This window comes from Variovorax paradoxus, from assembly GCF_009498455.1.
Lineage (GTDB): Bacteria > Pseudomonadota > Gammaproteobacteria > Burkholderiales > Burkholderiaceae_C > Variovorax > Variovorax paradoxus_H.
In genome coordinates, this window is the sequence record NZ_CP045644.1 from 6,927,496 (window position 1) to 6,940,376 (window position 12,881).

Sequence of the window (12,881 nt, forward strand, 5' to 3'; positions counted from 1 at the left end):
AAAAATGCCCGCCGACGTCAGCCCCACCGCCATCGCCGAACGCGTCGTCGAGGCCATCCTCGCGCAGAAGCTCGCGCCCGGCGACCGGCTCGGCGAGCAGGCGCTGGCCGAGAACTTCTCGGTCAGCCGCACGATGGTGCGCGAGGCGCTGATGCAGTTGCAGGCGCGCGGTTTCGTCGAGGTGCAGTCGCGCCGCGGCTGGTACGTGGTGGAGCCTTCGGCCGAGGAAGCGCGCGACGCGTTCTCGGCCCGCCGCATCGTCGAGGCCGGCATCCTGGCCGCGAGCGAGGGCCGCCCGCTGGGCCAGGTGATCCGCAAGCTGCGCGACCACATCGCCGACGAGCAGCGCGCCATCGAAGGCGCCGACGCCGCCACGCGCGCCTTCCTGCTGGCCGACTTCCATGTCTGCCTGGCCGAGCAGATGGGCCACCAGCTGCTGGTCGATGTGCTGCGCGACCTCACGGCGCGCACCACGCTGGCCGCCACGCTCTACCAGTCGAAGCACGAGGCCGGGCAGTCGTGCGCGGAGCACGGCGCGATCGTCGAAGCGCTTGAGGCCGGCAACATCGCGCAGGCGCGCCAGCTCATGCTCGACCACATCGGCAATGTCGAACGGGCGCTGGAGGTCGACGCGACCACCGAGCCCGATGCACCGAGCCGCCTGCGCGCCACGTTGGCGCCCGTGGCGCTGCCGCGCGCAGCCAAGCGATAGCACTGTGTCGCTGTGCACTTGTGCCAGCCTCAGCTATCAATTGCGTAGCTGACACACGCCGCCGGCCTTGCGCCTGCGGCGTTTTTCTTGGGCAAGCCTGCTGCATCGCACAAGGGCGCGCCGGCTGACACGGCGACGGGTTCCGGCTCGGCTACAGTCCGAGACACCTATGAACTCTCCCCAACTTCAGCGCGGCGTCTTCCTCGCCCTGCTTGCTGCTGTCACCGTCGCCTTTCTGTGGGTGCTGATGCCGTTCTTCGGCGCGGTGCTCTGGGGGGTGGCGCTGGCGATCCTGTTCACGCCGCTCTACAAGTGGCTGCTCCGGAAGATGCCCGGCAAGCGCAATGCGGCCGCGCTGTCGACGCTGGCCATTTGCCTCTTTATCGTGATCCTGCCGCTGGCGATGGTGGGCGTGTCGCTGGTGCAGGAGGTGGCACTGATCACGCAGAACATCCGCTCGGGCCAGATCAACTTCGCGGCCTACTTCCAGCAGATCCTGAACGCCGCGCCGCAGTGGCTGCTGAGCCTCGTGGAGCGCTTCAGCCTGGGCGACATGGCGGCCTGGCAGGCGCGCATCTCGGCCATCGCGGGCCAGGCCAGCCAGCTCATTGCCAGCCAGGCGCTGGCCATCGGGCAGAACACGTTTGATTTCGTCATCAGCTTCTTCGTGATGCTGTACCTGCTGTACTTCCTGGTGCGCGACGGCGCGACGCTCTCCAAGACCATGCGCGACGCCGTGCCGCTGGCCAAGCCGCACACGCACTACCTGCTGAACAAGTTCACCACCGTGATCCGCGCCACCGTGAAGGGCAACGTGGCCGTGGCCATTGCGCAGGGCACCATCGGCGGGCTGGCCTTCTGGTTCCTCGGCGTGCAGGGCGCGCTGCTGTGGGCGGTGCTGATGGCCTTCCTGTCGCTGCTGCCGGCCGTGGGCGCGGCGCTCATCTGGGGGCCGGTGGCCATCTACTACCTGGCCACGGGGCACTTCTGGCAGGGCGGCGTGCTGATCTTCATCGGCGTGTTCGTGATCGGCCTGGTCGACAACATCCTGCGCCCCGTGCTGGTGGGCAAGGACACGCAGATGCCCGACTACATCGTGCTGATGTCGACCATCGGCGGCATGGCGATCTTCGGCATCAACGGCTTCGTGATCGGCCCGGTGATCGCGGCGCTGTTCATGGCCGCCTGGAGCCTGTTCGCGGACGTCGGCCATGTGGGCCCGGGCCACGAAGCCGAGGACACGACCGACGCCGCGAAGGCGGGCCAGAAGAAGCTCTGACCGCAGCCGCGGCCCTTTCCTCGGGTCACAGGCCGCGACGTTCGCTCCGCCTGCGCGCATTTCGCGCGCGCATTCACGCATTCCGTCGCATGACGCTGGGCACCGCCCGGCGACTGCGGGATCGTCGGGCCCTCCACCCACACCGAGGCCTGCCATGCACCTTCCCGCTTTGCTCTCCCGCCCCGCCGCGCGCGCCCTTCTCACGGCTGCCGCGCTCGCCCCGCTCGGCGCCCTGGCCGCCGACCTGAACCTGCGCATTGCCGACGGCCCGGCCGCCGGCGCCACGCTCTACGTCGCGCTGTACAACGACGCCGCCGGCTACACCGAGAGCAAGCCCGTGGCTTCGCAGACCGGACCGGCACGCGACGGCAAGGCCCGCTTCGTCTTCACCGACCTGGCACCGGGGCGCTACGCGCTGCGCGTGTTCGCCGACGAGAACGGCAACGGCAAGCTCGACACCAACCTCGTGGGCATGCCGATCGAGCGCTACGGCTTCTCGAACGACGCCAAGGGCAACCGCGGCGCGCCCGACTTCGAGGCCGCCGCCCTCCGCGTCGACGCCGACGCGCAGGCCGTCATTCACCTGCGCTGAGGAGTAACCGCCATGGAACGACGCGAACTCCTGCGCCTGCTGGCCACCGCCGGCGCCCTGCCCCTCTTCAGCCCGCTGGCGCGTGCCGCCGGCACCACCGACGACAACTGGCAGGCCCAGTTCGAAGCCGCCGATGCGCCGTGGAAGATCGGCTTCGCCACGCCTCCGGGCGACCTGCCGCTGACCCGCGCCACCGTGCGCGGCCGCTTTCCCGACGCCGTGGCCGGCACGCTGTTCCGCATCGGCCCGGCCGGCCACGACCTGGGCGGCGAGCGCTACCACCACTGGTTCGACGGCGACGGCATGGTCCACCGTTTCGTGATCGAGGGCGCCGACGTACGTCACCAGGGCAGCTACGTCGCCACGCCCAAGCGCGTGGCCGAAGTGAAAGCCGGCCGCCACCTCACCGAAGCCTTCGGCACCATGCCGCCGGGCGTGGAGCCGCCCACCTCGGCCGATGCCATCAACGTCGCCAACACCAGCGTGCTGCCGATGCAGGGCGAAGTGCTCGCGCTGTGGGAAGGCGGCTCGGCCACGCGCATCGATGCGCGCACGCTCGACACGCTGGGCGTGAAGACCTGGCGCGCCGACCTCGCCGGCATGCCCTTCTCGGCCCACCCCAAGGTCGACCCGGACGGCACCGTGTGGAACTTCGGCGTGAGCTCGGGCCAGAGCCTGCTCGCGCTGTACGAGATCGCGCCCGGCGGCGCGCTGCGCCGCGCAGCCGTCGTGCCGGTGCCCGAGCTTCCGATGGTCCACGACTTCGCCGTGACCGCGCGGCACCTGGTGTTCCTCATGCCGCCGCTGGTCTACGACAGCAAGCGCAAGGAGGCGGGCGCGAGTTTTCTCGATGCCCACGTCTGGCGACCCGAACTCGGCATGCGTGCGCTGGTGGTCGACAAGCAGAACTGGGACAAGCGCCAGCTGTTCGAGCTGCCGGCCGGCTTCCTGTTCCACGTCGGCAATGCGTGGGAGGAAGACACGCCGCGCGGTGCGCGCATCCACGTCGACTACGTCCGCACGCAGAACGCCGAGTCGGTGTTCACCAGCAACCGCGAGGTGATGCGCGCAAGCCGCGTGCGCCGCAACGAGCCGCGCCTGACCGTCGCCACGCTCGACCTGGGCACCGGCAAGGCCACGCAGCGCGAGCTGCCGCTCGAGGCCGAGTTCCCCCGCATCGATCCGCGCCGCGTCGGCCTGCGCCACCGCCAGGTGGTCCACGCCACGCAGACGCGCGCCGACGTACCGGGTTTCGGCGCGGTCGCGCGCACCGACATCGAGAGCGGACGCAGCCAGCGCTTCAGCTATGGCGCGCAAGCGATCGTGGAAGAGCACGTCTTCGTGCCGGATGGTGCGAAGCCGGGTTGGGTGCTGGGCACGGCGCTGGACTTCGGTCGGCAGCGGACGGTGCTGTCGTGCTTTGCGGCGGACCACCTGGCGGCCGGTCCTGTGGCTCAGGCGACGCTGCCGTATGCGCTGCCATTGGGGTTGCACGGGGCCTTCCTGAAAGCCTGAGCGTTGTTGTTCAGGGCGACACTCCCGCCGACGGGGAACCTTGCTCCGCGAATGTCCCCCGGGCTTCGCCCTCCTCCTTGATTTCGCTGCGCAAGGCACCCCATCGACGTGAGCGTCATCAGAGCAGTGGTTGATCGGACCAGCACACCGACAGCGCTCGGTGGGCCCAGGACATTGGGTGCTTCCCGCAGCGAAATCAAGGAGGAGCGAAGCGGGGGACATTCGCGGAGGGAAGTACCCGATGGCCTGGGCACGCGCCCTGAATGACCCGCGTCAGGCCTCCCACCACCCTTCATCAAACCGCCCCTGCAGAAACGCCACAAACCCCGACACCTTCCCCGGCACCAACTTCGGCGAAGGAAACACGGCGTGAATCTCCTGCTCAGGCAACGCATGGTCCCCCAGCACGGCATTCACCTTGCCAGCAGCCAACGACTCACTCGCCACATAGCGCGGCATCAACGCAATCCCCAACCCGTCACGCGCCGCAGCCAGCACAGCCGACAGGTTGTTGGAGCGGAAGCGCCCCGACACAGGCACCGTCACCGGATCGCCCTTCGGTGTGTGCATGCGCCAGAACTCGTCGCCGACCACGCTGCTGTAGATCAGCGCCACGTGCGCGCTCAGGTCTTGTGCGCGCTTGGGCGTACCGTGCTTCTTCAGATAGGCCGGCGACGCCACCATGACCCACGGATTTGCGCCGAGGTAGCGCGCGCCCAGTGACGAATCGGCCAGCTTGCCCATGCGGATCGCCACGTCGATGCCCTGCGCGATGAGGTCGACGTAGCGGTCCTCAAAGCTCAGGTCGAGCTGCACCTGCGGATGCCGGCGCATGTACTCCAGTGCCAACGGCACCACCACGCGCCGCCCGAAGGCCACCGAGGTGCCCACGCGCAGCAGCCCCTGCGCCTGGTTCTGCCGCAGCTGCACGATGCTGTCGGCCTCCTCGGCGTCACGCACGATGGTCTTGCACTTCTCGTAGTACAGCGCGCCCGGCTCCGTGAGGCTCACGCCGCGCGTGTTGCGGTTGAGCAGCCGCACCTTCAGCCGCGCTTCCGTTGCCGCGACCTGCTTGGTCACGGTGGGCTGCGTGGTGTTGAACTCGCGCGCCGCCTTCGAGAAGCTGCCGGTCTCGACGACCCGCACAAACATTTCCATAGCCAGTAGTCGGTCCATGGCCGGATGGTAGCCAGTTATTCCATGGCGGAATAGGTTTTATGGTCCCCAGCCGTCTTCTTGGAATGCGCCCCGCTTCCTACAGTGAGGCCACCTCAAGGAGACTTTCAATGGCAAAGATGACAGCGGTCCAGGCCGCAGTTCTGGTGATGGAAAAAGAAGGCGTGACGCAGGCCTTCGGCGTGCCGGGCGCAGCAATCAACCCGCTGTACTCTGCGATGCGCCAGCGCGGCAGCATCGCGCACATTCTGGCGCGCCACGTCGAGGGCGCCTCGCACATGGCCGAGGGCTACACCCGTGCCATCGCCGGCAACATCGGCGTGTGCATCGGCACCTCGGGCCCGGCGGGCACCGACATGATCACGGGCCTGTACTCGGCCTGGGCCGACTCCATTCCCATTCTTTGCATCACCGGCCAGGCGCCGCGCGCACGCCTGTACAAGGAAGACTTCCAGGCGGTCGACATCGAGTCGATCTCCAAGCCCGTCACCAAGTGGTCGGTCACCGTGCGCGAACCCGGCCAGGTGCCGCAGGTGTTCCAGCAGGCCTTCCACCTCATGCGCTCGGGCCGCCCGGGCCCCGTGCTCATCGACCTGCCCTTCGACGTGCAGATGGCGCAGATCGAATTCGACATCGACGCCTACGAGCCCCTCAAGCCCTACAAGCCGGCCGCCACGCGCGCCCAGATCGAAAAGGCCATCGGCATGATGCAGGCCGCCGAGCGCCCGCTGATCGTGGCCGGCGGCGGCATCATCAATGCCGATGCGTCCGACCTGCTCGTGCGCTTTGCCGAAGCCACCGGCGTGCCGGTGATCCCCACGCTCATGGGCTGGGGCACCATTCCCGACGACCACCCGCTGATGGCCGGCATGTGCGGCCTGCAGACCAGCCACCGCTACGGCAACGCCACCGTGCTCGCGTCGGACTTCGTGCTCGGCATCGGCAACCGCTGGGCCAACCGCCACACGGGCTCGGTCGACGTCTACACCAAGGGCCGCACCTTCGTGCACGTCGACATCGAGCCCACGCAGATCGGCCGCGTGTTCACGCCCGACTTCGGCATCGTCTCCGACGCCAAGGCCGCGCTCGAACTCTTCGTCGAAGTGGCCGAGGAAATGAAGGCCGCGGGCAAGCTCGCCGACCGCGGCGCCTGGGCCGGCGAATGCCGCGAGCGCAAGAAGACCTTGCTGCGCAAGACCAACTTCGACACCGTGCCGATGAAGCCGCAGCGCGTGTACCAGTGCATGAACAACCACCTGGACCGCGACACCTGCTACGTGAGCACGATCGGCCTGTCGCAGATCGCAGCCGCGCAGTTCCTGCACGTGTACAACCCGCGCCACTGGATCAACTGCGGCCAGGCCGGCCCTCTGGGCTGGACCATTCCTGCCGCACTGGGCGTGCGTGCCGCCGACCCGACGCGCAAGATCGTCGCGCTCTCGGGCGACTACGACTTCCAGTTCATGATCGAAGAGCTGGCCGTGGGCGCGCAGTTCAAGCTGCCCTACCTGCACATCGTGGTCAACAACTCCTACCTCGGCCTGATCCGCCAGTCGCAGCGCGGCTTCGAGATGGACTACTGCGTGCAGCTGGCGTTCGACAACATCAACGCACCGGCCGACGCCGGCATCGAAGGCAGCTACGGCGTCGATCACCTCAAGGTGGTCGAGGGCCTGGGCTGCAAGGCGATCCGCGTGCACAAGCAGGAAGAGATGGCACCCGCCATCGCCCGCGCCGAAGCGCTCATGGCCGAGTTCCAGGTGCCGGTCGTCATCGAGGTGATGCTCGAGCGCGTGACCAACATCGCGATGGGCACCGAGATCGACGCCATCAACGAATTCGAACCGCTGGCCGAAAGCATGGCCGACGCACCGACCGCACTTGCCGTGGCGATGCTGGACTGATCGAGGAGACGAAAGACATGCCCAAGTTCGCAGCCAATCTCACGATGCTCTTCACCGAGCTGCCGTTCATGCAGCGCTTCGAGGCGGCCGCCAAGGCCGGCTTCGAGGCGGTGGAGTACCTCTTCCCCTACCCCTTCGACAAGAAGGAACTCGTGGCCGCCTTGCGCGCCAATGGCCTGCAGCAGGTGCTGCACAACCTGCCGGCCGGCGACTGGGACAAGGGCGAGCGCGGCATCGCCTGCCACCCGGACCGCACCGGCGAGTTCCGCGAAGGCATCGCGCTGGCCATCGACTACGCGACGGCGCTGGGCTGCCCGCAGCTCAATTGCCTGGTCGGCAAGGTGCCGGCGGGCGTGAGCACGGAAGCCGCGCACAAGACCGTGGTCGAGAACCTGCGCCTGGCAGCGCGCGAGCTGGAAGCCGCGGGCCTGCGCCTGCTGATCGAGCCGATCAACACCTTCGACATTCCCGGCTTCTTTCTCACGCGCACCGACCAGGCGCTGGCGCTGATCGACGAGGTGGGCTCGGACAACCTGCGCGTGCAGTACGACATCTACCACGCACAGCGCATGGAAGGCGAGCTGGGCAACACGCTCACCAAGCAGCTGGCGCGCATCGGCCACATCCAGCTGGCCGACAACCCGGGCCGCGGCGAGCCGGGCACGGGCGAGATCAACTACCCGTGGCTGTTCCAGCACATCGATGCGCTGGGCTACGACGGCTGGATCGGCTGCGAGTACAAGCCCCGCGCCACCACGGTGGAAGGCCTGGGCTGGCGCGAAGCCCTCACGAAGAAGCAATGAACGTTCACGAAGGAAACAGAGACATGACCACTGCAGCAGCACAAAAAATCGGATTCATCGGCCTGGGCATCATGGGCGCGCCCATGGCGGGCCACCTGCTCGACGCAGGCCACGAGCTCTTCGTGAACACGCACGGCAACACACCGGAGCCTTTCGTTTCGAAGGCCACCATCTGCGGCTCGGCCGCCGAAGTGGCGCGCAAGGCCGACATCATCTTCATCATGGTGCCCGACACCCCTGACGTGGAGAAGGTGCTGTTCGGCGTGCCGGGCGCGGAAGGCGTGGCCGACGGCCTGAAGGGTTCGCAGGGCAAGATCGTGGTGGACTGCAGCTCCATCGACCCGATCGCCACCAAGGAGTTCGCGCGCCGCATCGTCGCGCTGGGCGCCGGCTACATCGACGCGCCGGTCTCGGGCGGCGAAGTGGGCGCCAAGGCCGCGAGCCTGACGATCATGTGCGGCGGCGACGAAGGCACCTTCGGCCGCGTGAAGCCGCTGCTCGACAAGATGGGCAAGAACGTGACGCTGGTGGGCGGCGCGGGCGACGGCCAGGTCTGCAAGGTGGCCAACCAGATCATCGTGGCGCTGAACATCGCGGCCGTGAGCGAGGCGCTGGTGTTCGCCTCGAAGGCCGGCGCCGACCCCGCGAAGGTGCGCCAGGCGCTGATGGGCGGCTTTGCCAGCTCGCGCATTCTCGAAGTGCACGGCGAACGCATGATCAAGCGCACCTTCGCGCCGGGCTTCCGCATTTCGCTGCACCAGAAGGACCTGAACCTCGCGATGCAGAGCGCCCGTTCGCTCGGCGTGGCGCTGCCGCAGACCGCGAACGCAGCGCAGCTGATGAACGCCTGCGCGGCGATGGGCTACGGCCAGCTGGACCACTCGGCGCTGGTGAAGGCCCTTGAGGCCCTCGCCCAGCACACCGTGTCACCCGACTGAAACTAGGTCTTTGCCGTTTCCAGCGATTCCTTCAGATTGCGCCGGCGCCATGCCCAGGTCTTCACGGCCTGCGGCAGGATGCCGATGCACGACGCGTAGTACGTCACCTTGAAGCCCCAGAAGCGCGGCCCGATGGGCGTGTTGCGGAACAGGTCGCCGGCCAGGATGGACAAGAGCGCCTCCTGCATGCGCCAGATGTTGCGCGGCGCCATGAACAGGCGGCGAATCGCGGGCGAGGTGATGCGATAGATGAACCACGAGAACATCTTCGGGCCGTGCTTCATCACCTTCTCGTAATGCCGGAAGGCCTTCTCGGCCTCTTTCGCCTCGCCCTTGAGCCAGAGGTCGGCGCAGGTCGCGGCCTCGAAGCCGCTGTTCATCGCCAGGTACACGCCCGACGAGAACATCGGGTCGACGAAGGCATAGGCGTCGCCCACCATCATGAAACGATCGCCGCGGCAGAACTTGGAGTCGTAGGCGTAGTTGCCGGTGGAGGTGGCGCCTTCCATCAGCGTGGCGTTCTTCAGGCGCGCGGCCAGCTTGGGCGCGAGCGCGATGGTTTCCATGAGGAAGTCTTCGAGCGAGCCCTTGCGGCGCTTGAAGTAGGCCGGCGAGGCCACCGCGCCGACGCTCACGGTGCCGTCCTTCAGCGGGATGTACCAGAACCAGCCGTGGTCGAACCAGAACAGCGAGATGTTGCCCTCGAAGCGGCCCGGACGGCGCTCGGCATTGGCGAAGTGGCCGTACAGCGCCGCGCTCGCATGCTTGCGGTTGCGCTGCTTGGCATCGAACTGGTTCGACAGCAGCGTGTCGCGCCCGCTGGCGTCGATCACGAAGCGCGGGCGCCATTCGGTCTCGGTGCCGTCGTCGGCCTTGACCTTCACGAGCGGGCGGTTGTCGGGCGTTCCCTTGCCGGCGTCCATGTCGACGCCGGTGACGCGCCGGCCCTCGAAGGTGCGCGCGCCGCGCTTGCCGGCATGGCGGAACAGCAGCTCGTCGAACTCCGAACGGCGCACGTGCACCGCATAGGGAAAGCTCTTGTCCATCGCCTGGCCGAAGTCGAAGTGGCTGGTGTGGTCGTGCCAGGGCGAGACGAACTCGGCGCCGTGCTTGCGCAGGCCGATGGCCTCGACCTCGGTGCGCACGCCGAGCCGGTCGAACAGCGGCATGTTCATCGGCAGCAACGATTCGCCGATGTGAAAGCGCGGATGCTGCGCCTTCTCGAGCAGCACCACGTCGTGGCCCTTGTCTGCGAGCAAGGCAGCCACCGTGGAGCCCGACGGGCCTCCGCCGATGACCACGACGTCCGGCTCGGTGCCGGTGAAAGGTCCGGGTGTCATTCGATGTCCCTCCGTGTTGTTCTGTCGCTGTGTCGTTCCAGGACGATGGTTCGTCGCACCGCCCGCGCGGCACGGATTTGTCCCCCTGAAACGGGGGTGTTGAAGTTTAGCCAGTCGGCAGACCCTCTCGATACGGCCGAAGATAGAGGGTCTCGTCGTTCCCCCCGAGAGAAGAGGCCCCGCTTTTGCGGTAGCCTCATTGCCCGCCAGAACCAAGGAGACTTTTCAAATGGCTGCATCCCTGTCCCCCGCTGAAGAAGCACTTCGAGAAGCAGCGCGCGAATACCACCGCTCGCCCGTCAAGGGCAAGATCTCGATCACCCCCACCAAGCCCCTGCTGAACCAGCGCGACCTGTCGCTGGCTTATTCGCCGGGCGTGGCCTACCCCTGCCTCGACATTGCGGCCGACCCGTCGCTCGCGGCCGAATACACCGCCCGCGGCAACCTCGTGGGCGTCATCACCAACGGCACCGCCGTGCTGGGCCTGGGCAACATCGGCCCGCTGGCCTCCAAGCCCGTGATGGAAGGCAAAGGCTGCCTGTTCAAGAAATTCGCCGGCATCGACGTGTTCGACATCGAGCTGGCCGAGAACGACCCCGACAAGCTGGTCGACATCATTGCGGCGCTGGAGCCCACGCTGGGCGGCATCAACCTTGAAGACATCAAGGCGCCCGAGTGCTTCTACATCGAGAAGAAGCTGCGCGAGCGCATGAACATCCCGGTGTTCCACGACGACCAGCACGGCACGGCCATCATCTCGGCCGCAGCACTGCTCAACGGCCTGGAACTGGTCGGCAAGAAGATCGAAGACGTGAAGATCGCCGTCTCGGGCGCGGGCGCTGCCGCCATCGCCTGCCTGGACGTGATGGTCGGCCTGGGCGCCAAGCCCGCCAACATCTACGCCTGCGACTCCAAGGGCCTCATCTACATGGGCCGCGCGGGCGGCTTCGACGAATCGAAGTCGCGCTACGCCCAGAAGGACACCGGCGCCCGCACCCTGGCCGACGTGGTGAAGGACGCCGACGTGTTCCTGGGGTGCTCGGCCCCCGGCGTCATGAGCGCCGAGATGGTCAAGACCATGGGCACGCAGCCGATCATCCTGGCGCTGGCCAACCCCGAGCCTGAAATTCGCCCCGAGCTGGCCAAGGCCGTGCGGCCCGACTGCATCATTGCCACGGGCCGTTCGGACTACCCGAACCAGGTCAACAACGTGCTGTGCTTCCCGTACATCTTCCGCGGCGCGCTCGATTGCGGCGCGAGCAAGATCACGGAAGAAATGAAGCTGGCCTGCGTGCGCGAGATTGCCGACCTCACCAAGGCCGACATCAGCGAAGAAGTGGCCACCGCCTACGCCGGCCAGGAGCTGGCCTTCGGCCCCGACTACATCATTCCGAAGCCCTTCGATTCGCGCCTGATTTTGCGCATCGCGCCGGCCGTGGCCAAGGCGGCCGCCGCCTCGGGCGTGGCCGCGCGCCCCATCGAGGACATGGAGGCCTATCGCCAGCACCTGACGCGCTTCGTCTACCAGACGGGCATGTTCATGCGCCCGGTGTTCAGCGCCGCAAAAATCTCCACCACCAAGCGCGTGGCCTACGCCGAAGGCGAAGACGAGCGCGTGCTGCGTGCTGCGCAGTGGGCGGTCGACGAAGGCCTGGCCCAGCCCATCCTGGTGGGCCGCCCCGCCGTGATCGAGGCACGCATCCAGAAGGCCGGCCTGCACATCCGCCCCGGCACCGACTTCGAGATCGTGAACCCCGAGGACGATCCGCGCTTTCGCACCTACTGGGAGAGCTTCCACAAGCTCATGGGCCGCCGCGGCGTGACGCCCGAGGCCGCCAAGACGATGGTGCGCCGCTCCAACACGACCATCGCCGCGCTGATGCTGCACCTGGGCGACGCCGACGCGATGATCTGCGGCCTGGTCGGGCGCTTCGACGTGCACCTGGAGCACATCCGCAACCTGATCGGCCTGAAGCGCGGCGCGCCCGGCTTTGCCACGCTGAACGCGCTCACGCTCGAGAAGCGCACGGTGTTCATCACCGACACCAACGTGAACGAAGACCCGAGTGCCGAGCTGCTGGCCAGCATCGCCGTGATGGCCGCCGAAGAGGTGCGCCGTTTCGGCCTGCCGCCGAAGGTGGCGTTCCTGTCGCACTCGAACTACGGCACCTCCAGCCGCGGCTCGGCGCGCAAGATGCGCCTGGCGCGCGAGCTGTTCTCGCAGATGGCCCCCGACATCGAGTGCGACGGCGAGATGCACGGCGACGCCGCGCTGTCCGACGAGATCCGCCGCACCGCCCTGCCCGAGACCACGCTCAGCGGCGAGGCCAACCTGCTGGTGTGCCCCAACCTCGACTCGGCCCACATCCTCTACAACGTGCTGAAGATGACCGGCGCGAACGGCATCACGGTGGGCCCGATCCTGCTGGGCGGCGCAAGCTCGGCCCACGTGCTGACGCCCTCGGCAACGGTGCGCCGCATCATCAACATGACGGCGCTGGCCGTGGCGAAAGTGAAGGCCCAGGACTGATGGCGCTGACGTAGTCACCGCGCCCCACCGGCTCCGTCGCGAGCCGCACGCCCCGCCGCGTTCACCGCAGCGGGGCTTTTTTTCGTCCGCCG

10 protein-coding genes are annotated in these 12,881 nt (G+C 67.6%); 8 read left to right on the top strand and 2 right to left on the bottom strand.

Annotation, left to right across the window (positions count from 1 at the left end; all coding sequences use genetic code 11):
* Positions 1 to 4 precede the first annotated feature (4 nt).
* The 4 genes from GFK26_RS32160 (at position 5) to GFK26_RS32175 (ending at position 4,098) form a co-directional block, all read left to right on the top strand.
* Complete coding sequence (locus GFK26_RS32160; protein ID WP_153285541.1) at positions 5 to 712, top strand: GntR family transcriptional regulator; 708 nt, start codon at positions 5 to 7, stop codon at positions 710 to 712.
* Positions 713 to 881: 169 nt separating this feature from the next.
* The gene (locus GFK26_RS32165) at positions 882 to 1,991 is read left to right on the top strand and encodes an AI-2E family transporter (protein ID WP_153285542.1); all 1,110 of its coding nucleotides are present in this window, start codon (positions 882 to 884) and stop codon (positions 1,989 to 1,991) included.
* Positions 1,992 to 2,145: 154 nt separating this feature from the next.
* Positions 2,146 to 2,583: a DUF2141 domain-containing protein gene (locus tag GFK26_RS32170; RefSeq protein WP_153285543.1), complete on the top strand. Its 438-nt coding sequence runs from the start codon at positions 2,146 to 2,148 to the stop codon at positions 2,581 to 2,583.
* A gap of 12 nt (positions 2,584 to 2,595) precedes the next feature.
* Complete coding sequence (locus GFK26_RS32175) at positions 2,596 to 4,098, top strand: carotenoid oxygenase family protein (protein WP_153285544.1); 1,503 nt, start codon at positions 2,596 to 2,598, stop codon at positions 4,096 to 4,098.
* 273 nt (positions 4,099 to 4,371) lie between these two features.
* Here the strand turns inward: GFK26_RS32175 and GFK26_RS32180 are convergent, their stop codons facing one another.
* On the bottom strand, positions 4,372 to 5,274 hold the full coding sequence (locus GFK26_RS32180; RefSeq protein WP_062473378.1) for a LysR family transcriptional regulator: 903 nt from the start codon (positions 5,272 to 5,274) through the stop codon (positions 4,372 to 4,374).
* Between the two features lie 110 nt (positions 5,275 to 5,384).
* Between GFK26_RS32180 and gcl the strand changes: the two genes are divergently transcribed.
* From gcl to GFK26_RS32195, 3 genes are read left to right on the top strand one after another with little or no spacing between them, the layout of a single operon-like run.
* A complete protein-coding gene (gene gcl, locus GFK26_RS32185; RefSeq protein ID WP_153285545.1) occupies positions 5,385 to 7,178 on the top strand; it encodes a glyoxylate carboligase in 1,794 nt (597 codons plus the stop codon).
* A 17-nt stretch (positions 7,179 to 7,195) separates the two neighbouring features.
* The gene (gene hyi / locus GFK26_RS32190; RefSeq protein WP_153285546.1) at positions 7,196 to 7,981 is read left to right on the top strand and encodes a hydroxypyruvate isomerase; all 786 of its coding nucleotides are present in this window, start codon (positions 7,196 to 7,198) and stop codon (positions 7,979 to 7,981) included.
* A gap of 23 nt (positions 7,982 to 8,004) precedes the next feature.
* A complete protein-coding gene (locus tag GFK26_RS32195; protein WP_153285547.1) occupies positions 8,005 to 8,919 on the top strand; it encodes a 2-hydroxy-3-oxopropionate reductase in 915 nt (304 codons plus the stop codon).
* A gap of 2 nt (positions 8,920 to 8,921) precedes the next feature.
* Here the strand turns inward: GFK26_RS32195 and GFK26_RS32200 are convergent, their stop codons facing one another.
* Positions 8,922 to 10,259, bottom strand: coding sequence for an NAD(P)/FAD-dependent oxidoreductase (locus GFK26_RS32200; protein WP_153285548.1), 1,338 nt, complete (start codon positions 10,257 to 10,259; stop codon positions 8,922 to 8,924).
* Between the two features lie 229 nt (positions 10,260 to 10,488).
* Between GFK26_RS32200 and GFK26_RS32205 the strand changes: the two genes are divergently transcribed.
* Positions 10,489 to 12,789 carry an NADP-dependent malic enzyme gene (locus GFK26_RS32205; RefSeq protein WP_153285549.1) on the top strand — a complete coding sequence of 767 codons (2,301 nt, stop codon included), beginning with the start codon at positions 10,489 to 10,491 and terminating at the stop codon, positions 12,787 to 12,789.
* Positions 12,790 to 12,881: the final 92 nt, after the last annotated feature.

Coding starts and splice junctions, on each gene's coding strand:
- GFK26_RS32205 (WP_153285549.1), top strand. CDS start 10,489: ATGGCTGCATCCCTGTCCCCCGCTGAAGAAGCACTTCGAGAAGCAGCG.
- hyi (WP_153285546.1), top strand. CDS start 7,196: ATGCCCAAGTTCGCAGCCAATCTCACGATGCTCTTCACCGAGCTGCCG.
- GFK26_RS32170 (WP_153285543.1), top strand. CDS start 2,146: ATGCACCTTCCCGCTTTGCTCTCCCGCCCCGCCGCGCGCGCCCTTCTC.
- GFK26_RS32175 (WP_153285544.1), top strand. CDS start 2,596: ATGGAACGACGCGAACTCCTGCGCCTGCTGGCCACCGCCGGCGCCCTG.
- GFK26_RS32200 (WP_153285548.1), bottom strand. CDS start 10,259: ATGACACCCGGACCTTTCACCGGCACCGAGCCGGACGTCGTGGTCATC.
- GFK26_RS32165 (WP_153285542.1), top strand. CDS start 882: ATGAACTCTCCCCAACTTCAGCGCGGCGTCTTCCTCGCCCTGCTTGCT.
- GFK26_RS32180 (WP_062473378.1), bottom strand. CDS start 5,274: ATGGACCGACTACTGGCTATGGAAATGTTTGTGCGGGTCGTCGAGACC.
- gcl (WP_153285545.1), top strand. CDS start 5,385: ATGGCAAAGATGACAGCGGTCCAGGCCGCAGTTCTGGTGATGGAAAAA.
- GFK26_RS32195 (WP_153285547.1), top strand. CDS start 8,005: ATGACCACTGCAGCAGCACAAAAAATCGGATTCATCGGCCTGGGCATC.
- GFK26_RS32160 (WP_153285541.1), top strand. CDS start 5: ATGCCCGCCGACGTCAGCCCCACCGCCATCGCCGAACGCGTCGTCGAG.